The sequence below is a fragment of the Faecalibacterium sp. BIOML-A4 genome (genome assembly GCF_009679665.1).
Lineage (GTDB): Bacteria > Bacillota > Clostridia > Oscillospirales > Ruminococcaceae > Faecalibacterium > Faecalibacterium taiwanense.
The window spans coordinates 97,724-118,122 of the sequence record NZ_WKZG01000003.1 but is presented as its reverse complement, the minus strand read 5'-3'; the positions used below and the strand labels follow the sequence as shown (position 1 = coordinate 118,122).

The 20,399-nt window shown below is 59.0% G+C and carries 16 protein-coding genes; 12 read left to right on the top strand and 4 right to left on the bottom strand.

Annotated elements, in window-relative coordinates:
• Positions 1–42 precede the first annotated feature (42 nt).
• Positions 43–1,005: a calcium/sodium antiporter gene (locus tag GKG34_RS03315; protein WP_154255594.1), complete on the top strand. Its 963-nt coding sequence runs from the start codon at positions 43–45 to the stop codon at positions 1,003–1,005.
• Positions 1,006–1,059: 54 nt separating this feature from the next.
• Here GKG34_RS03315 and GKG34_RS03310 read toward each other — a convergent pair whose 3' ends face one another.
• The 3 genes from GKG34_RS03310 to GKG34_RS03300 all read right to left on the bottom strand — a co-directional run bounded on the left by GKG34_RS03310 (position 1,060) and on the right by GKG34_RS03300 (position 3,194).
• Positions 1,060–2,142, bottom strand: coding sequence for an FAD:protein FMN transferase (locus GKG34_RS03310; protein ID WP_097781580.1), 1,083 nt, complete (start codon positions 2,140–2,142; stop codon positions 1,060–1,062).
• Positions 2,139–2,561, bottom strand: coding sequence for a DUF3783 domain-containing protein (locus GKG34_RS03305; RefSeq protein WP_154255593.1), 423 nt, complete (start codon positions 2,559–2,561; stop codon positions 2,139–2,141). The genes GKG34_RS03310 and GKG34_RS03305 overlap by 4 nt, the downstream gene beginning before the upstream one ends.
• A 324-nt stretch (positions 2,562–2,885) precedes the next feature.
• A complete protein-coding gene (locus GKG34_RS03300; protein WP_154255592.1) occupies positions 2,886–3,194 on the bottom strand; it encodes a hypothetical protein in 309 nt (102 codons plus the stop codon).
• A 372-nt stretch (positions 3,195–3,566) separates the two neighbouring features.
• Between GKG34_RS03300 and GKG34_RS16115 the strand changes: the two genes are divergently transcribed.
• The gene (locus tag GKG34_RS16115; RefSeq protein WP_154255591.1) at positions 3,567–4,811 is read left to right on the top strand and encodes a hypothetical protein; all 1,245 of its coding nucleotides are present in this window, start codon (positions 3,567–3,569) and stop codon (positions 4,809–4,811) included.
• A 221-nt stretch (positions 4,812–5,032) separates the two neighbouring features.
• Here the strand turns inward: GKG34_RS16115 and aroF are convergent, their stop codons facing one another.
• On the bottom strand, positions 5,033–6,046 hold the full coding sequence (aroF, locus tag GKG34_RS03290) for a 3-deoxy-7-phosphoheptulonate synthase (RefSeq protein ID WP_097775212.1): 1,014 nt from the start codon (positions 6,044–6,046) through the stop codon (positions 5,033–5,035).
• 397 nt (positions 6,047–6,443) lie between these two features.
• On the opposite strand from aroF, the gene ybaK reads away from it, so the two are divergent.
• The 10 genes from ybaK (at position 6,444) to purB (ending at position 20,223) form a co-directional block, all read left to right on the top strand.
• Positions 6,444–6,926 carry a Cys-tRNA(Pro) deacylase gene (gene ybaK, locus GKG34_RS03285; protein ID WP_005944468.1) on the top strand — a complete coding sequence of 161 codons (483 nt, stop codon included), beginning with the start codon at positions 6,444–6,446 and terminating at the stop codon, positions 6,924–6,926.
• A 446-nt stretch (positions 6,927–7,372) separates the two neighbouring features.
• Positions 7,373–7,873 (top strand): 5-(carboxyamino)imidazole ribonucleotide mutase, encoded by a 501-nt coding sequence (gene purE, locus GKG34_RS03280; protein WP_005944465.1) that lies wholly within the window; start codon positions 7,373–7,375, stop codon positions 7,871–7,873.
• Positions 7,874–8,032: 159 nt separating this feature from the next.
• On the top strand, positions 8,033–9,511 hold the full coding sequence (gene purF, locus GKG34_RS03275; protein ID WP_005944463.1) for an amidophosphoribosyltransferase: 1,479 nt from the start codon (positions 8,033–8,035) through the stop codon (positions 9,509–9,511).
• Positions 9,512–9,515: 4 nt separating this feature from the next.
• Positions 9,516–10,562, top strand: coding sequence for a phosphoribosylformylglycinamidine cyclo-ligase (gene purM, locus GKG34_RS03270; protein ID WP_097775215.1), 1,047 nt, complete (start codon positions 9,516–9,518; stop codon positions 10,560–10,562).
• On the top strand, positions 10,556–11,152 hold the full coding sequence (gene purN / locus GKG34_RS03265; RefSeq protein WP_005944461.1) for a phosphoribosylglycinamide formyltransferase: 597 nt from the start codon (positions 10,556–10,558) through the stop codon (positions 11,150–11,152). The genes purM and purN overlap by 7 nt, the downstream gene beginning before the upstream one ends.
• A gap of 120 nt (positions 11,153–11,272) precedes the next feature.
• Positions 11,273–12,079 (top strand): IMP cyclohydrolase, encoded by an 807-nt coding sequence (locus GKG34_RS03260; protein WP_005944460.1) that lies wholly within the window; start codon positions 11,273–11,275, stop codon positions 12,077–12,079.
• A 29-nt stretch (positions 12,080–12,108) separates the two neighbouring features.
• Entirely contained in the window at positions 12,109–13,290 is a 1,182-nt protein-coding gene (locus tag GKG34_RS03255; RefSeq protein WP_154255590.1) for a phosphoribosylaminoimidazolecarboxamide formyltransferase, read from the top strand.
• Positions 13,291–13,436: 146 nt separating this feature from the next.
• Positions 13,437–14,741 carry a phosphoribosylamine--glycine ligase gene (gene purD, locus GKG34_RS03250; protein ID WP_154255589.1) on the top strand — a complete coding sequence of 435 codons (1,305 nt, stop codon included), beginning with the start codon at positions 13,437–13,439 and terminating at the stop codon, positions 14,739–14,741.
• Positions 14,742–14,943: 202 nt separating this feature from the next.
• The gene (locus GKG34_RS03245) at positions 14,944–18,636 is read left to right on the top strand and encodes a phosphoribosylformylglycinamidine synthase (protein ID WP_154255588.1); all 3,693 of its coding nucleotides are present in this window, start codon (positions 14,944–14,946) and stop codon (positions 18,634–18,636) included.
• 141 nt (positions 18,637–18,777) lie between these two features.
• Complete coding sequence (purB, locus tag GKG34_RS03240) at positions 18,778–20,223, top strand: adenylosuccinate lyase (protein WP_044954035.1); 1,446 nt, start codon at positions 18,778–18,780, stop codon at positions 20,221–20,223.
• The last annotated feature ends 176 nt before the right edge of the window (positions 20,224–20,399 follow it).

The window sequence follows — 20,399 nt, the reverse complement described above, 5'->3', positions numbered from 1 at the left end:
TCTTTTTTATTGCTGCTCTGCCAAAAACAAAAGGAGAAAACTATGCTCATTCCTGTTTTGCTGTTCATCGTGGGCCTGCTGTGCCTCATCAAGGGCGGTGACTGGTTCGTGGATGGTGCCACGGGCATTGCCCGCCGCTTCCATGTGCCGGAGCTGCTCATCGGCGCCACCGTGGTGTCCATCGGCACCACCCTGCCGGAGGTGATGGTCTCCACCACCTCGGCCTTTACCGGCCACGGCGAGATCGCCTATGGCAACGCCATCGGTTCGATCATCTGCAATGCATCGCTCATTGCGGCCCTCACCATTGCGGTGAAGCCGGGCAAGGTAGACCCCAAGAGCCTGCGCACGCCGGTGCTGTTCTTCTTTGTGGCAGCGGCCTTCTATGCCGGTGTGGCCTACACCACCGGCTACTTCTCCCGCCCGGTGGGCCTGATCCTTCTGGCCATGTTCGTAGCGTATATCATCTGCAACGTGATGGCCATGAAGAACGCCCCCGCCCCGGAAGAAGAGGAAGAACCGGAAGAAAATGCATCCCTTGCCAAGGAGCTGGGCCTGCTGGCCGTGGGCGCTGTGCTCATTGCCGTGGGTGCCAACCTGCTGGTGGACAACGGTACCCTGATCGCACAGGCACTGGGCGTGCCGGAGTCGGTGATCGCGCTCACCTTTGTGGCACTGGGCACCTCGCTGCCGGAGCTGGTAACGGCCATCACCTCGCTGGCAAAGGGCCACGGTGCACTTTCGCTGGGCAATGTCATTGGTGCAAACGTGTTCAATCTGGTGCTGGTGAGCGGTGTTTCCGCCGCGGTGGCACCCTTTAGCATTCCGCAGAACTCCATGCTCTTCGGCCACAATGCATCGCTGGTGCTGGAGTTCCCGGTCATGTTCGCCGTGATGCTGCTGCTCACCCTGCCCGCCCTCTTCAAGGGCAAGCTGAGCCGCCCGCAGGGCATTGCGCTGCTGTGCATCTACGCGGCATTCTGTGTGGTGCAGTTCACCATCTGATAAAACGGCAAAAGGCCGATGCAGCACTGCGTCGGCCTTTTGCCGTTTTAATGGTTACTTTTTCAAATGGGAATCCCAGCCGGAAGAGGTGATGACCTGCTGATCCGGTGTGCACCACATGGCTTCCACGCCGTCCAGACTTTCCACGATCTTCATCCCGTCCTCCAGCGGCTGGCAGAACAGGCCGGTGGTTAGGCAGTCGGCAAGGCCGGAGTCGCTGCACAGCACGGTCACGCCGTTAAAGTAGGCGGCGGGGAACAGGGTGTCCGGGTCGATCAGGTGGTGGTAGCGCTTGCCGTCCACCACGTAGTAGCGCTGGTAGTCGCCGCTGGTCACAAGGGCCATATCGCTCATGTTGATGGCACCGTCCAGCATGGAATCCGAAGTGTATACATCCGAAGAGCTCCACGGGTTTTCCACGCCGCCGGTCCACTGGCTGCCGTCCGGTTTTACACCAATGGCGCGCAGGTTGCCGCCCACGCTCACCAGAGCGCTGGTCAGGCCGCGGGCCTCGGCAGCCTGACACACCATTTCCACGGCGTAGCCCTTGCCCACGCTGCCCACATCCAGCGACATTTCCGGGTCGGCCAGATAAACGGTCTTGGCATCCGCGTCGATGATCACGTTGTTGATATCACAGTGCTGGGCGGCTGCTTCCAGCTCTTCCATGGTGGGCAGCTTGTTGTCGGCATCCGTCTCGGCGGCTTCGGCAGCTTCGCGGTAATTGTGCCAGATATTCAGCACGCTGCCCATGGCAATGTTCAGCTTGCCGTTGGTGGTCTGGTACATCTGGTCGGCCAGCTCCAGCATGGAGAGGATGCGGTCGTCCACCTCCACCGGAGCGCTGCCGGCATTGTCGTTGATGGTCTTGACGTTGGTCACGCCGGGGTAATCGTTGTAGATATCATACAGCTGGTTATAGGTAATAAGGTCTGCGTGCAGGGCATCCATCTGGGTGTTGAATTCTTCCTCGCTCTCGCAGTAGGCGATCACCTGCGTTACGGTATCGAACACATCATAAAAAACGGTGGAATAGCGGGTAAGCTCTTTCTTTTTGGAGGCACAGCCTGCCAGCAGGCTCAGGCAGAGCACCCCGGCCAGCAGGGCGCTGACGAAACGTTTTGCGCGGGTCTTCATACGGTGTGGTTCTCCTTTGCGGCGGTAAAGGCGGCGTGCTCCTCCTGCAGGTGGGCCAGCAGATCGCCGAACACCCAATTGCGGTTGGAGGGAGTCACAACGGCCTTGAGCGGAATGGTGATCTGTGCCTGCTTCATCAGATCCAGCAGGGTGTCCACATCCTTCTCCTTGAAGTTTGCCAGAACCACTGCCGGCGGGTAGGCACCCGGTTCCAGCACCAGCGTGCGTGCGGCCTTGGTCTCCACCTCGCCCAGCAGCTGGGCCACGGTCTTGCCCGCATCGGCAGGGGAGACGAGCAGCAGCTTCATGCCAAAAGCAGGAGCCATGCCTTCCAGCTTGCCGCGGTCGGCGGAGGAAAGATTCCAGCCCAGAACCAGCGGGACACCGGCGTTCTGGTTGCGTGCGATATGTGCTTTCATAAAAAAACCTCATTTCAGGGTGGATTGCAAATACACTATAGTATAACACAAATACGCAAAAAATGGAATGCCGGGGGGGGGGCGGTACTACCGGGAGAAGTTTCGTAAAATTTCGAACAAAGGTAACAAAAATTAGAAGAAATTACAAGGAAAATTTCAGTACAGGTGAAGATTGTATGCAGAAAATAGGGGTGCTATACTAAAAATGCGAGACATAAGTCTCAGAAATTTAACAGAAAGCAGAGGTTTTGAGGATGAAAAAACAGAAGATGCGGCTCATCAGTGCAGTGCTTGCGGCATGCATGATGACATCTGTCCTTCCGGTCAATGCACTTGCTCTGGGGGGGTACGCCTGAAAATGGCGTAACTGCGCAGGAAAACGCGGAAACGGCCACGACGATCCCCACTACAGGCATGAAAATCACCAAGGGCGGTGATTACGAGATCCCGGAAGGAATTTATACCGGCGGTATTGAGATCGATACCAAGGATGATACCACGGATGAAGTGACGATCCGCATTACTGGTGACGTCACTTTTACACAGCCTAATACGATTTTCATAGATGTCGAGCATGCAAAGCTGGTGACGATTGAAAATGATGGTCACACGGTGAATCTGAGCGGACATCATTTTCTGGATCTTTACAATTCGAGCAATGCTGTTGTAAATGGGGGTACTTATATATTACCTTTTCGAAACTTTATCATGCTTTTTGGAACGAACAATCATCTTACCCTGAACAATGTTGACGTGACTACGACGAGTGGATATGCTGTGACGACTGGAGGTACCAGTACAGTAGTCGTTAATGGCGGAAAGTATACTAAGACGATAGCAGACCATACTTATGTATTCCAAAATGCTGGGCACATGACACTGACGGATGTTTCGGTGATTACAGAAGTTGATGGAGGTATGTCGTCTCCTGCAATTACTAACAGTTCTGGTGCGATTCTGAAAATCAATGGAGGAAACTACAAAACTACCGGACGAAACTGCATTGTGAATTCTGGTTATTTAACAATCAATAATGGCACCACAACAGACGGCGTTCTTGAGTCGGTGGGTATCAGCTGCATCCAAAACAACTGGGGCCGGGTGGAGATCAACGACGGCACCATTACCTCGGATGCCGACTGCACCATCAAAAACCGCGGCGGCCTGCGCATGAACGGCGGCACGGTGGCTACCTCGAATGCGGAAGGCACGGTCATTGACTGCACCGGCGATTTCGGCGATACACAGATCAACGGCGGCACCATCAGGGGCGGAAAAGACGGCATCCTTCTGAAGGATCTTGGCAGCTCCGGAGTGACCCTGAAGAACGCGGCCTTTGAGAACAACACCCAAAGCAATATCCATCTGGGTGCCGGGCAGAAGATCAAAATCAAAAAGACCTTTACCGGTACGGCAACGATCCTGACCGACGATCCAAGCGTCGGCCGTCATATCACGCTGGAAAACGAGGACTCTCCTTACCAGAAAGAGCTGAGACTTTTCAGCATGAATCCCGGCTACATCATCGGCTATAAGCGCGGCGAAGACGGCAAGGAGTACCGCTACCTCGCCGATGCGAACGGCAATGCTGTCTCCACCAAGGACGCAAAGGCGACGGCCGACCTCGGTGCCGGTGCCCAGCAGCTGGACACCACCGACGTTGTGCCGGAAGGTAAGGATGTGACCGTGACGGCAGATCTGCAGGAGGGCGCAGAGTTCCTCGGCTGGAACGCCGTGCGTGACGATGGCAAAGCACTGGGCTGGACTCCGGCTAGGGACGACCCCCAGACCATCACCTTTACAATGCCCGGTTGCAACGTGACCGTCGAAGCGCTGTATCAGGGCGGAAATGGAAATGTTGACCCTGTCAATCCCGGCGGCGGCAGCAGCGATGTGGTGACCGGCATTGCGGCTGTTGCGCTGACCGGTGCAGCCGTGTGGAGCATTTACGAAGCCGGAACCGGCATCTATCGCGTGCTGAATATGCCCGGCGTCCCCATGCCCTCCAACCGCGCCGGTCTGGCGACCCTGATCTGGGAAAAGGCCGGCTGCCCGGAACCGCAGACGGTGAAGAGCTTCAGCGACATCGATGACGCCGACCTTCATCTGCGGCAGGCTGCCAGCTGGATGGAAGAGCAGGGTCTGATGGACGATGTGAAGGAAAACGAGTTCCGCCCCTATCGCTATGTGACCAAGCTCCAAACCTGCCTTGTCTGGGATAAGGCCAAGGAAGAGAGCCTGATCTCCTGAAAAAGTAGATCATTCTTGTAACAGCCCCGGGGTGACCGCAAGCGCCCCGGGGTTGCTTTTTTCACAGGAAAAGGGGCAGAACCGGAAGATGCCGTTTATATCCACGAACCCTCCCGTGAAAAAGCAAACAAGCCAGACCCGCAGGTCTGGCTTGTTTGCAATATCAAAAATATTCTTTCCGCTGAATATATCCAGAGCGAAGCGGAGGATCTTTCAAATCATCAGTTCAGCTTTTTGCCGAAGAACTCCACTTCCTTGCCAATGAACTGCATCAGCTCGTCGAACTGGTCGGGGGTCAGGCTCTGGGCACCATCGCACTTTGCCTTGGCGGGGTTGTTGTGCACCTCGATCATCAGGCCGTCGGCACCGGCAGCAACAGCGGCCTTTGCCAGATCCGGCACCATCCATGCGTGGCCGCAGGCATGGCTGGGGTCCACAATAACGGGAAGGTGGGTCATCTTGTGCAGCATTACCACACCGGCAAGGTCGAGGGTGTTGCGCATGCTGGTCTCAAAGGTGCGGATGCCGCGCTCGCAGAGGATGACGTTCTCGTTGCCCTCAGCCATGATGTACTCGGCGCTCATCACGAACTCCTCCAGCGTATTGGCAAGGCCGCGCTTGAGCAGCACCGGCTTCTTCTGACGGCCAACGGCCTTGAGCAGCTCAAAGTTCTGCATGTTGCGGGCACCCACCTGAATGAGGTCTACATTCTCGAACAGGGGCAGGTGCTCGGTGTTCATGATCTCGGTCACGATGGGAGCACCGGTGGCGCGGCGTGCCAGCTTGAGCAGGTCGAGGCCCTCGCTGCGCATACCCTGAAAGGAGTAGGGCGAGGTGCGGGGCTTGAATGCGCCGCCGCGCAGCAGGGAAGCACCCGCAGCCTTCACGCGCTGTGCGCAGTAGGTGATCTGCTCCTCGCTCTCGATGCTGCAGGGGCCTGCAATGACCGCAAAGTTTCCGCCGCCGATCTTTACGCCGTCCACATCGATCACGCTGTCGTCCGGGTGGAACTTGCGGTTGGCCTTCTTATAAGGCTCGGTCACGCGGCGGCAGGTCTCCACCACCGGGTTTGCCAGCACCCAGCTCTCGGCCACGGCCTTGGTGTCGCCGATCAGGCCCAGAATGTGGCTCTCACTGCCCTTGGAATCGTTGATCTGCAGGCCCATATCCTGCAGTTCGTGGCAGAACTCGCGTACCTGTACCTCAGGTGCGTTCTGTTTGAGTACGATGATCATAGTGTTTTGTCTCCTTTGCCTTATCGTGTGAAACGGCGAGGGAGACCGGCTCCTTTGCCGCAGCTTGCAGTGTCAAACTTCAGGGTTCTGAAGTGTGTGACGCTATGATATCACTTCAGGAAACTGAAGTCAAGAGAATTTTGAATTTTTTTGAAGAAAGTGGTAGAATGGGGGCAGGAAAAGGAAAAGCAGGCTCGCCCTCTCAGCTTCGCTTGCGCTCAGCAGCTCCCCCAAAGGGGGAGCCCTTGGCAAAAACGGAAACTTTGCGTGGATTGCCAAAGCCTCTCACTTTGGGAGAGGTGGCATTGCGTTAGCAATGACGGAGAGGGCGAGGACGCTGACCCAATGCCATCATACTTAAGAATAGAACCAGCTAAATATAAAGGGGAATACTACAATGGGAAAAGAAGCAAAAACCAATGCCATGCGCATTCTGGAGCGCGAGAAGGTGCCCTACACCGCCCACGAGTACGCTCATGAAGAGGGCGTTGCCGTGGCAGGTGTGGATGTGGCAGGCAGCATGGGCGAAGACCCTGCCTGCGTGTATAAGACGCTGGTGACGCAGGGCAATAGCAAAAACTATTTTGTGTTCGTCATTCCGGTGGCAGCAGAGCTGGATCTGAAAGCCGCTGCCCGCAGTGTGGGCGAAAAAAGCGTTGCCATGATCCATGTGGCCGATATCAACAAGGTCACCGGCTATGTGCGCGGTGGCTGCAGCCCGGTAGGCATGAAAAAGCAGTATAAGACTGTGTTCGATGAGAGCGTGCTGACGCAGGAGAAGGTCTATGTCTCCGGCGGGCGCATCGGCACGCAGGTGTGCTGTGCCCCGGCGGACCTCATCCGCGCTGCACGGGCAATTACAGCAAAAATTATTTTTTAAAAAAGTCCGTCTATTGTACAAAAAGTTAACGCATCCTATTTACATAAAATATACTTAAACTATAAGTCATACTTAAAAAGAAAAACAATGTCGAAACTGCACAAAACTTTTGAAAGTTTTTTGACGGCATGAAAACACAAGGTAGAATTTGTGGGAACACTCTTTTCAAAGATGTTTTTTTGCCGTAAACTGTATGTAGTACAGGGACGGCGGCCCGCAGAAAGGGCTTTTCCGCCGCCTGAAAACGCAAGCACAAGGAACTGCGGAGGAGAACTTCAATGATGAAGATGCTGCCGGGTCTCATGGGTCGAAACAACATTCGGGCATGTCAGGGGCATCGTGCAACTTTGTGCAAAGCGTCGGGAGAGCATACGCAGAATTAAAGGCCGTGGTACGGGTGTACCGCAGCCTTTTTTGTTTGTCGGTTGAGAAAGAGAGGTTTGGATATGGTTCGTAAAGTGGCTGTGATCATGGGTTCTGACAGCGATTGGCCGGTGGTAAAGGGCGCATGTGCCCAGCTGAAAGCGCTGGACATTCCTTTTGAGGCGCACATCCTTTCGGCACACCGCACCCCTGCCGAGGCAGCGGAGTTTGCCAAAAGCGCCCGTGCCAACGGCTTCGGCGTGATCCTGTGCGCAGCAGGCATGGCAGCACATCTGGCGGGTGCCTTTGCTGCCAACACCACCCTGCCGGTGATCGGCATTCCCATGAAGGGCGGTGCCATGGACGGCATGGATGCCCTGCTTGCCACGGTGCAGATGCCCAGCGGCATCCCGGTGGCAACGGTGGCTCTGAACGGTGCCAAGAACGCCGCATGGCTGGCTGCGGAAATTCTGGCTTTGAGCGACGACGCTCTGGCCGAAAAGCTGGCAGCAGAGCGCACCGCCATGGCCGCACAGATCGCTGCCAAAGAGGAAAAATTGCAGAACGAACTGAACGAGCTGTAAGACGCGGACCCTCTCCGTCACGCCTGCGGCGTGCCACCTCTCCCGAAGGGCGAGGTCTTACGCCATCTGACGGGAAAGCGGTATAAAAGCTCCCCCCTCGGGGGAGCTGGCATTGCGGAGCAATGACTGAGAGGGTTTCAGAGCGAAAAAGGAGAACCAATGTCTGATTTTGCATATCCGCTGCACGAAGAATGCGGCGTTTTCGGCATTTACGACCGTGCCGGTACCGAGGATGTGGCCGCTGCGGCCTACTCGGCTCTGTATGCCCTGCAGCACCGTGGTCAGGAGAGCTGTGGCATCGCCGTGAACGATGATGGCGTGATCAACGGCCACCGCGACCTCGGCCTTGTGAACGAGGTGTTCACCCCGGCGGTGCTGGCAAGTCTGGCAAACCCCAATGCGCACATGGCTACCGGTCACGTGCGCTACGCCACGGCAGGCAGCCGTGTGCGCGCCAATGCACAGCCCATGATCGTGCGCCATGGCCGCGGCACCATGGCACTGTGCCACAACGGCAACCTGACCAACGCCATCGAGCTGCGCCGCCAGCTGGAAAATGAAGGTGCCATCTTCCACGGCTCCTCCGATACCGAGGTGATCTGCTACCTGATCACCCGCAACCGCCTGCGCATGGGCAGCATCGAGACCGCCATCAGCAAGACGATGGATGTGCTGGAGGGTGCCTACAGTCTGGTGATCATGTCGGCCACCAAGCTCATTGCAGTGCGTGACCCCCGCGGCTATCGGCCCCTGTGCATCGGCACGCTGCCCGGCGGCGGCTACGTATTTGCCAGCGAGAGCTGTGCGCTGGATGCCGCTGGCGCCACCCTGCTGCGGGACGTGGAGCCCGGCGAGATCGTGGTGGCAGACGCAAAAACCGGTGAGCTGCGCAGCATCAAGGATCATTGCGGCCGACCGGACACCCAGATGTGCGTGTTCGAGTTCATCTATTTTTCCCGCCCGGACAGCATCATCGAGGGCAGCTCGGTGCACGAGGCCCGCAAGCAGGCCGGCCGGTTCCTTGCACAGGAACACCCCGTGGAAGCGGACGTGGTCATCGGCGTGCCGGATTCCGGTCTGGATGCAGCGCTCGGCTACTCACAGGAGAGCGGCATCCCCTATGGCATCGGCTTTATCAAAAACAAATACATTGGCCGCACCTTCATTCAGGGCAGCCAGAAGCAGCGCGAGAACAGCGTGCGCATCAAGCTGAACGTCGTTTCCAGCACGGTCAAGGGCAAGCGCGTGGTGCTGGTGGATGATTCCATCGTGCGCGGCACCACCTCTGCCCGCATCATCAAGCTGCTGCGGGATGCCGGTGCCACCGAGGTGCACTTTATGGTGTCGGCACCGCCGTTCAAGTACCCCTGCTACTTCGGCACTGACATCCCGGATCAGAAGCTGCTTGTGGCCACCGGCCGCACGGTCGAGCAGATCAATGAAGTGATCGGGGCCGATACGCTGGGCTACCTTTCCACTGAGCATGTTGTCCAGCTTGCAAAGAACGCAAAATGCGGATTCTGCACCGCCTGCTTTACCGGCGAATATGCCGTGAAGCCGGACGAGGTGCTTTCCACCGATATTCACGAACGCCACCTGAACGACCGTCCCAAGGACGAGAAAAAGTTAGGAGAGTAAGACCATGGAAAAAAGCTATTCTGAAAGCTATGCAGCCGCCGGTGTGGATATCACCGCCGGTTATCGCTCTGTTGAACTGATGAAACAGTATGTGGCCCGCACCATGAACGAGCACTGCATTGGCGGTCTGGGCGGCTTTGGTGGCCTGTTTGAGCTGGACTGCACCGGCTACAAGCACCCGGTGCTGATCTCCGGCACCGACGGCGTGGGCACCAAGCTGAAGATCGCCATGATCATGGACAAGCACGATACTATCGGCATCGACTGCGTGGCAATGTGCGTCAACGATGTCATCTGCGCCGGTGCAAAGCCGCTGGTGTTCCTGGATTACATCGCCTGCGGCCGCAACATTCCCGAGAAGATCGCCGAGATCGTCAAGGGTGTGGCTGAGGGCTGCGTGCAGGCCGACTGCTCTCTGGTGGGCGGCGAGACTGCCGAGCACCCGGGCATGATGCCGGAGGAGGAGTACGATCTGGCCGGCTTCACCGTGGGTGTCGTGGATAAGGAAAAGATTCTGAGCAACGAGACCATGGCAGCCGGTGATGTGATTCTTGCCCTGCCTTCCACCGGTGTGCACTCCAACGGTTTCTCGCTGGTGCGCAAGATCTTTGACATTGACGCAAACCCCGATGTGCTGCACACTGCCCCTGCAGAGCTGGGCGGCAAGACGCTGGGCGAGGCCCTGCTGGCTCCCACCAAGATCTACGTCAAGCCTGTGCTCAAGGTGCTGGAAGAGGTGGATGTGAAGGGCATTTCCCACATCACCGGCGGCGGCTTCTACGAGAACATTCCCCGCAGCCTGAAAAAGGGCTGCTGCGCACGCATCAACAAGGCAGATGTCCGCACCCCGGCTCTGTTCCAGCTGATGCAGAAGACCGGCAATATCTCCGAGCACGATATGTTCAACACCTTCAACATGGGCGTTGGCATGGTGCTCACCGTCCCCGCAGAGCAGGCCGACAAGGCACTGGACATCCTGCACGCAAATGGCGAGCCGGAAGCTTACCGTCTGGGCGTCATTGCAGAAGGTGAGGGCGTGGAGCTGTGCTGAACATTGCAGTTTTAGTCTCCGGCGGCGGCACCAACCTGCAGGCTCTGCTGGACAGCGAAGCCCGAGGCGAGAACCCCAACGGCAGGATCACCCTCGTGGTGGCCTCCAAGCCCGGTGTCTATGCGCTGGAACGGGCCGCAAAGGCCGGTGTGGAAGGCTGCGTGGTGCGCCGCAAGGATTACGCCAGTAGTGAGGATTTTGACGCAGCTCTGCTGAAAACGTTGAAAGACCACAACATCGATCTGGTGGTGCTGGCAGGCTTTCTGTCCGTGCTGGGGCCCAGTGTCATTGAAGCGTATCCCCGCCGCATCCTGAATGTGCACCCGGCACTCATCCCGTCTTTCTGCGGGCCCGGCATGTACGGTCTGCGTCCGCATGAGGCGGCTCTGGCCCGGGGTTGTAAGGTGACCGGTGCCACCGTCCACTTCGTGAACGAAGAGTGCGACGGCGGGCCCATCCTGCTGCAGAAGGCCGTGGACATCCTGCCCGGCGACACCCCCGAGGTGCTGCAGAAGCGTGTGATGGAGCAGGCCGAGTGGAAGCTGCTGCCCAAGGCCGTGGCTATGGTGTGCAGCGGAGAGATCGAGTGAAAACTCCTTCCGTCACGCCTGACGGCGTGCCACCTCCCTCAAGGAGGGAGGCAAGGCTCCCTCTCCGAGGGGGCTGTCGCCGCAGGCGACTGGGGGAGTTCCGTAATAGGAGAATTTGACATGGAAAAGATCAACCTGAACGAGTATCTGGCATCCAACGAGTATCCCGGCCGCGGCATTGCTGTGGCAATGGCTCCGGATGGCCGCCAGATGTTCATTGGCTACTTTATCATGGGCCGCAGCGAGAACAGCCGCAACCGCGTGTTTGACCCCGTGCCCGAGCGCGGCGGCATCTGCACCATCGCAGCGGACCCCGCAAAGCTGGAGGACCCCAGCCTCATTATTTACAATCCGGTGCTGACGCTGGGCAAGACCCATATCGTGACCAACGGTGACCAGACCGATACCATTTATGACCTGATGAGTCAGGGTAAGAGCTTTGCCGATGCCCTGCGCACCCGCACCTTTGAGCCGGACGGCCCCAACTACACCCCCCGCATCTCCGCTGTGGTGTACGCCGACGGCAGCTATCAGATGAGCATTCTCAAGTCTGCGGACGGCAATGGCGACAGCGTGCAGCGCTATTTCTTTGATTACCCGCAGCCCGTTGCAGGCGAGGGCCATTTCATCAGCACCTACAAGCACAACGGAAATCCCATCCCCAGCTTTGAGGGTGAGCCGCTGCGCTTTGCCTGCCCCCGCACCATCGGCGATTTTGCACAGGGTCTGTGGAGCAGCCTGAACCCGGACAACAAGGTGAGCCTGTTTGCCCGGGTCGTTGATCTGGACTCCGGCGAGACCGGCGACATGATCTTTAACAAGTACGATGCTGTGTGCAGCGATCTGGACGACCCCGAGGAGCCGGAGCTGCTGCCTGAGGAGCTGGAACTGCTCAAAAAGCTTGACGCAGAGGAAAAACAGGACTAAAACAATAGAGAAATAAGGAGGATGCACCAATGAACGAACTGGCATTGAAGTACGGCTGCAACCCCAACCAGAAGCCCAGCCGCATTTATATGGAAGATGGCTCTGACCTGCCGGTTACTGTGCTGAACGGCAAGCCCGGCTACATCAATTTTCTGGATGCCCTCAACTCCATCCAGCTGGTCAAGGAGCTGAAAGCTGCCTGTGGTCTGCCCGCAGCAGCTTCCTTCAAGCACGTTTCCCCGGCAGGCGCGGCTCTGGGCCTGCCCCTGACCGATGTGGAACGCAAAATGTACCACATTGCCCCGGATATGGAGCTGTCGCCGTTGGCAAATGCCTATGCCCGTGCACGCGGTGCGGACCGCATGTCCTCCTTTGGCGACTGGATCGCCCTTTCGGACATCTGCGATGTGCCCACCGCAAAGCTGATCCAGCACGAGGTGTCCGACGGCATCATCGCCCCGGGCTACGAGCCGGAGGCACTGGCTATCCTGTCCGGCAAGAAAAAGGGCAACTACAACGTAGTCGCCATCGACCCGGCCTACAAGCCCGCTCCCATCGAGCACAAGCAGGTGTACGGCATCACCTTTGAGCAGGGCCGCAACGAGCTGGTCATCAACGCCGACACCATGCTGAACAACTGGGTCACCGAGAACAAGGATGTGACCGAAGAGCAGAAGCGTGATCTGGTCATTGCACTCATCACCCTGAAGTATACTCAGTCCAACAGCGTGTGCTACACCTACCACGGCCAGACCATCGGCGTGGGCGCAGGCCAGCAGAGCCGCATCCACTGCACCCGTCTGGCAGGCCAGAAGGCCGACAACTGGCAGCTGCGCCACATGGATAAGGTGCTCAACCTGCCCTTCCGCGACGATGTGGCAAAGCCTAACCGTGACAACGCCATTGATGTTTACATCGGCGATACGCCCGAGGATGTGATTGGCGACGATGTGTGGGCCGAGACCTTTACCGAGCAGCCCGCCCCGCTGACCGCTGAGGAAAAGAAGGAATATCTCAGCAAGGTGAACGGCGTGTGCCTTGGCTCGGATGCCTTCTTCCCCTTCGGAGACAACATTGAGCGTGCCCGCCGCTCCGGCGTGACCGCCATCGTGCAGCCCGGCGGCTCCATCCGCGACCAGCAGGTCATTGACACCTGCAACAAGTACGGCATCGCAATGGCCTTCTGCGGCCTGCGGCTGTTCCATCACTGATAGTACGGCACAGCGGAAGCTTCCTCCTCGGACACGAATCGGGCCATTCCATCGCCCGCCCTGCGGCCTGCGGCGGCAGGGTCCAACCCCAGCGGACGGTCCTCGGAGAAACTTCCGCCGTGCCGATGCATAGAGAAGGTGCAATTATGAAGAAAAAAATTCTGGTTGTCGGCGGCGGTGGCCGCGAGCACGCCATCATCAAGGCACTGAAAAAGAGCCCTGACTGCGGCGAGATCTGGTGCGCACCCGGCAACGGCGGCATCAGCTATGACGCAAAGTGCAAAAACATCAAGTCTACCGATGTGGACACCATGGTGGGCTTTGCCGTAGAAGAAAAGTTCGATTACGTTGTGGTGGCGCAGGACGACCCGCTGGCTCTGGGCATGGTGGATGCGCTGGCAGCAGTGGGCATCCCGGCCTTTGGCCCGGATAAGGCCGCTGCCCGCATCGAGGCCTCCAAGGTGTTCTCCAAGGACCTGATGAAGAAATACGGCATCCCCACCGCAAAGTACGAGACCTTTGACGACCCCGCCAAGGTCATGGAGTACATCAAGGCCGAGGGCAAGTACCCGGTGGTCATCAAGGCCGACGGTCTGGCACTGGGCAAGGGCGTGCTGATCTGCGAAAACGAGCAGCAGGCTGCGGACGGCGTGAAGGAGATCATGCTGGATAAGAAATTCGGCGCATCCGGCAACCATGTGGTGGTGGAGGAATTCCTCACCGGCCCCGAGGTCAGTGTGCTGAGCTTTACGGACGGCAAGGTGGTCAAGCCCATGGTGTCCAGCATGGACCACAAGCGTGCCAACGACCACGACACCGGCCTGAACACCGGCGGCATGGGCACCATTGCTCCCAACCCCTACTACACCCCGGAAGTGGCCGCTGAGTGCATGGAGAAAATTTTCCTGCCCACCATCAAGGCCATGAACGCCGAGGGCTGCCCCTTCAAGGGCTGCCTCTACTTCGGCCTGATGCTCACTCCGGACGGCCCGAAGGTCATCGAGTACAACTGCCGCTTTGGTGACCCGGAAACGCAGGTGGTGCTGCCCCTGCTGGAAGGCGACCTGCTGCGCATCATGCAGGCCTGCACCAACGGCACGCTGGAAAACGAGGAGGTCAAGTTCTCGGACGGTGCTGCCGCCTGCGTCATTCTGGCTTCCGGCGGCTACCCGGTGGCTTACGAGAAGGGCAAGCCCATCACAGGCCTTGTGGACGGCCAGCTGCCCGGCGAGGAGAATGTGACGGTCTACCACTCCGGCACCGCCATCACCGAGGACGGCGCCCTTGTCACGGCCGGCGGCCGTGTGCTGGGTGTCACCGCCACCGGCCCGCGCCTGACCAATGCGCTGAGCCATGCCTATGAGGCGGCAGAGAAGATCAGCTTTGAAAAGCTGCACAAGCGCAGCGATATCGGCCTGCGCGCCCTGAAGGCACTGGCAGAGAAGCAGTAAGAAAGAAAACCCTCTCAGTCGCCTGGCGGCGGCAGCTCCCCCGAAGGGGGAGCTTTATGCGGGAAAATGGGCAAGCCGATGCTTTCCATCGAACGCGGTACTTTCCGCCAGCAGAAAAAGCTCCCCCTTTCGGGGGAGCTGGCACGGCGTAAGCCGTGACTGAGAGGGTCGGTTCAAAGAAAACAAAGGGGGAACCTACCCAATGGTCTATCGTATTTATGTGGAAAAAAAGCCCGGCTTTGATGTGGAAGCCACCGGCCTGAAAAATGAGCTGACCAGCCTGCTGGGCATCCAGTCGCTTACCGGTCTGCGTCTGCTGAACCGCTACGATGTGGAAGGCATCGACGAAGAACTGTTCAACCAGTGTGCAAACACCGTGTTCAGTGAGCCGCCGGTGGATAACACCTATGCCGAGCTGCCCGCCAGCGACGGCGTGTCCTTTGCAGTGGAGTATCTGCCCGGCCAGTTCGACCAGCGCGCCGACTCCGCTGCTGAGTGCATCCAGCTCATCAGTCAGGGCGAGCGCCCGCTGGTGCGCTCTGCCCGCGTCTATCTGCTGGAAGGCACCCTGACCGACGAGCAGGTGGCCGAGATCAAGAAATACGTCATCAACCCGGTGGAGGCCCGCGAGGCTTCGCTGGACACCAAGCAGACCCTGAAAATGGAGTACCCCGTGCCCGCCCCGGTCAAGGTGCTGGAGGGCTTCAACCAGCTGGACGAAGAGCAGCTGAAAAAGTTCATTGCGGACAACGGCCTTGCCATGGATCTTGGCGATATCGAGTTCTGCCAGAAGTATTTCCGCTCGGAGCACCGCGACCCCACCATCACCGAGATCAAGATGATCGACACCTACTGGTCCGATCACTGCCGCCACACCACCTTCGGCACCATTCTGGACGATGTGCAGATCGACGATGCCGTGGTGCAGAAGGCCTTTGACCGCTACATGGCCATGCGCGCCGATCTGGGCCGCGAGAACAAGCCCCGCTGCATGATGGACCTTGCCACCATCGGCGCCAAGGAGCTGAAGAAGCAGGGCATCCTGAAAAATCTGGACGAGTCCGACGAGATCAACGCCTGCACCGTCAAGATCAAGTGCGATGTGAACGGCAAGGACGAGGACTGGCTGTTCCTGTTCAAGAACGAGACCCACAACCACCCCACCGAGATCGAGCCCTTCGGCGGTGCGGCTACCTGCATCGGCGGTGCTATCCGTGACCCGCTGTCCGGCCGCAGCTACGTCTATCAGGCCATGCGCGTTACCGGCGCAGGCGACCCGCTCAAGCCGGTCAGTGAGACGTTGCCCGGCAAGCTGCCCCAGCGCAAACTGGTGACCACTGCTGCCGCAGGCTATTCCTCCTACGGCAACCAGATCGGCCTTGCTACCGGTCAGGTGGACGAGATCTACCACCCCGGCTATGTGGCAAAGCGCATGGAGATCGGCGCCGTTGTAGGCGCTACCCCCGCTTCCCACGTCCGCCGCGAGTGCCCCGCCCCCGGCGATGTCATCGTTCTGCTGGGCGGCCGCACCGGCCGTGATGGTGTGGGCGGTGCTACCGGTTCTTCCAAGGCCCACAAGCTGGACAGCCTTGAGCACTGCGGTGCCGAGGTGCAGAAGGGCAACGCTCCCATCGAGCGCAAGCTGCAGCGCCTGTTCCGCCGCGAGGATGCCTGCAGGATGATCAAGCGCTGCAACGACTTTGGTGCAGGCGGTGTGTCCGTTGCCATCGGTGAGCTGGCCGACGGCCTGTACATCGACCTGAACAAGGTCACCAAGAAGTACGAGGGTCTGGACGGCACCGAGCTGGCCATCAGCGAGAGCCAGGAGCGCATGGCTGTGGCGCTGGCCCCCGAGGACGTGGACAAGTTCATTGCCCTCGCCAACGAAGAGAACCTTGAGGCCACTCCGGTGGCAAAGGTGACGGCTGAGCCCCGCCTGAACATGGTGTGGAACGGTATGTCCATTGTGAACATCAGCCGCGAGTTCCTGAACTCCAACGGTGCCGAGAAGCACCAGAAGGTCCATGTGGAAAAGGCCACGGTCTGGCAGCCCCAGTGGGAGGGCCTGACCTTCAGCCAGAAGATGAAGAACATGGTGGGCGATTTGAACGTCTGCAGCAAGAAGGGCCTGTCTGAGCGGTTCGACTCCACCATTGGTGCCGCCACCGTGCTCATGCCCTTTGGCGGTGCCTATCAGCTGACCCCGCAGAACGCCATGGTGGCAAAGCTGCCGGTGGACGGCGAGACCAGCACCTGCTCCGGCATGGCATGGGGCTTCAACCCCTTCCTGATGAGCGCAGACCAGTACAAGGGCGCTCAGATGGCTGTCATCGAGAGCGTTACCAAGCTGGTGGCCTCCGGCTTCCGCTATGAGGATGCTTACCTCACCTTCCAGGAATATTTCGAGCGTCTGGGCACCGCCCCGGAGCGCTGGGGCAAGCCGCTGGCCGCTCTGCTGGGTGCACTGGATGCCCAGATGGGTCTGGGCATTGCATCCATCGGCGGCAAGGACAGTATGTCCGGCTCCTTTGAAAAGCTGGATGTGCCTCCCACGCTGGTCTCCTTTGCAACCGCCATCGGCAAGGCAAACAAGGTGGTCTCCACCGAATTCAAGAAGCCGGAGAGCACGGTGGTGCTGGTACGGCCTATCATCGACCCCGAGACCGGCTGCCCCAACTTCTTCTCCCTGAAGGCCAACTACAAGATGGTGGAGGACATGATCGAAGAGGGCATGGTGGCATCCGCCTGCTCTGTGGGCTACGGCGGCATTGCCGAGGCTCTGTTCAAGATGGGCCTTGGCAACCACATCGGCTTCAAGATGCGTGCGGATAAGACCACCCATGAGATGTTCCAGCCCATGTATGGCTCCATCGTTCTGGAAATGGTGTCCGATTCGCCCGCCGGTGAGATCCTGGGCGAGACCACCAAGGAATACGTCTTTGAAGCCTGCGGCGAAAAGCTGGATATGGCCCAGCTGCAGGAGATCTGGGAAGGCAAGCTGGAGCCGGTGTACCCCTACCGCAAGGCAGGCCCCACCGTGGAAAAGATCAACGGCAAGTTGACCGCACCCGCCGCACCCAAGATCGGTGTGGCAAAGCCCAAGGTCATCATTCCGGTGTTCCCGGGCACCAACTGCGAGTACGACACCGCCAAGGCCTTTGCCCGCGCCGGTGCCGACCCGGAGATCCTGGTCATCCGCAACCTGACCCCCGCCGACGTGGCCGAGAGCTGCAAGGCACTGGTCAAGGCCATTGATAACAGCCAGATCGTCATGCTGCCCGGCGGCTTCTCCGGCGGCGACGAGCCGGACGGCAGTGCAAAGTTCATTGCATCTTTCTTCCGCAACCCGGAGGTCACCGAGGCGGTGCGCCGTCTGCTGCAGCAGCGCGATGGCCTGATGCTGGGCATCTGCAACGGCTTCCAGGCTCTCATCAAGCTGGGTCTGGTCCCCTACGGCGATATCCGCCCCATCACTCCCTATGACCCCACCCTGACCTTCAACACCATTGGCCGCCACCAGAGCATGCTGGTGCGCACCCGCATTGCATCCACCGGCAGCCCGTGGCTGTCCAAGTGCGAGGTGGGCGAACAGTTCACCGTTGCCATCAGCCACGGCGAGGGCCGCTTCGTGGCTCCGCAGGAGGTGCTGGACACCCTCATGAAGAATGGCCAGATCGCCACCCAGTATGTGGACATCGAGGGCAATCCCACCATGGATCAGAGCTATAACCCCAACGGCTCTGTGCTGGCGATCGAAGGCATCACCAGCCCGGATGGTCGTGTGTTCGGCAAGATGGGCCACTCGGAGCGCAGCGGCGAGTACCTGTACAAGAACGTTACCGGTGACAAATATCAGCCGATCTTTGAGGGCGGCGTGGACTATTTCAAGATTTGATGGTAGAATAGAGAAAAACTCCTTCCGTCATCGCTGATGCGATGCCACCCCCCCTCGGAGAGGGAGGCTGAAAGGCCCCCTCCCCGAGGGGGCTGTCGCCGGAAGGCGACTGGGGGAGTCACTTTCAGGAGGAAACAATCAATGTCTCAGCATGATCGTTATATCAGCCCCTTTTCCACCCGCTATTCCTCGGACGAGATGCAGTATATCTTCTCGGACGATAACAAGTTCCGCACATGGCGCCGCCTGTGGGTGGCGCTGGCCCGGGCCGAAATGGAGCAGGGCCTGACCAACATCACCCCCGATATGGTGGCTGAGCTGGAAGCCCATGTGGACGATATCAACTATGAAGTGGCCATTGAGCGCGAAAAGCTGGTGCGCCACGACGTGATGAGCCATGTGTACGCCTACGGCCAGCAGTGCCCCAAGGCTGCCGGCATCATCCATCTGGGTGCCACCAGCTGCTATGTGGGCGACAACACCGACATCATCGTGATGCGTCAGGGTCTGGAACTGGTGCGCAAAAAGCTGATCGGTGTGTTGGCAAAGCTGGGCCGCTTCGCCGAGGAATACAAGGACATGCCCTGCATGGCCTACACTCACTGCCAGCCCGCTCAGCCCACCACCGTGGGCAAGCGCGCCACCCTGTGGGCCAACGAGCTGGTGATGGACCTGCAGGAGATCGACCACCGTCTTGCTGTTCTGCAGCTGCGCGGTGTCAAGGGTACCACCGGCACGCAGGCTTCCTTTATGGAGCTGTTCAAGGGCGATGCCGATAAGATCCGCGCCGTGGATGCTTCCATCGCCAAGGAGATGGGCTTTGACCCCAAGGCCGTCATCCCCGTGTCCGGCCAGACCTACAGCCGCAAGGTGGATGCCTTCATCCTGAACGCCCTTGCCGGCATTGGCCAGAGCTGCATGAAGTTTGCCACCGACCTGCGTCTGCTGGCTAACTTCAAGGAGATGGAAGAGCCGTTTGAAAAGAACCAGATCGGTTCCTCCGCCATGCCTTACAAGCGCAACCCCATGCGCTGCGAGCGTATCTGCGCGCTGAGCCGCTACCTGATGGTAGATGTGCTGAACCCCAGCTTCACCACCGGCACCCAGTGGTTTGAGCGCACGCTGGACGACAGCGCCAACAAGCGTGTCGCCATGGCTGAGGGCTTCCTTGCCACCGACGCTATCCTGAACATCATGCTCAACGTCACCGACGGCATCGTGGTGTATCCCAAGGTGGTGCGCAGCCGTCTGATGGCAGAGCTGCCCTTCATGGCCAGCGAGAACATCATGATGCAGGCTGTGGAAAAGGGCGGCAACCGTCAGGAGCTGCACGAGCGTCTGCGCCAGCACGCCATCGCCGCCGGCAAGCAGGTCAAGGAAGAGGGCCTGCCCAACGATATGGTGGACCGTATTGCTGCCGACCCTGCCTTTGGCCTGACCCGCGAGGAGATCGTGGCGGGCCTTGTGCCGGAGAACTTTGTGGGCCGTGCACCGCAGCAGGTGGAGGAGTTCATCGCCAATGTGCTCAAGCCCATCTTCGATGCTAACCCCGATGCCGTGGAGCAGCACGCATCCCTGAGCGTGTAATAGGGCAGGCCATCAGGGAGCTTTCTCCGCGAACAGCGACGGGTTGCGGCACCCAGCATCCGCTTCGCTATCGCTTGCGTCTTGCTGGCCGCTGCCCCAACAGCTTCTCCCTGTTTTCTGCCGCGGGCAGCGGTCGCCGCTGTTGCAAGACTCCAGTCCCGCCCTACCGCCTGCGG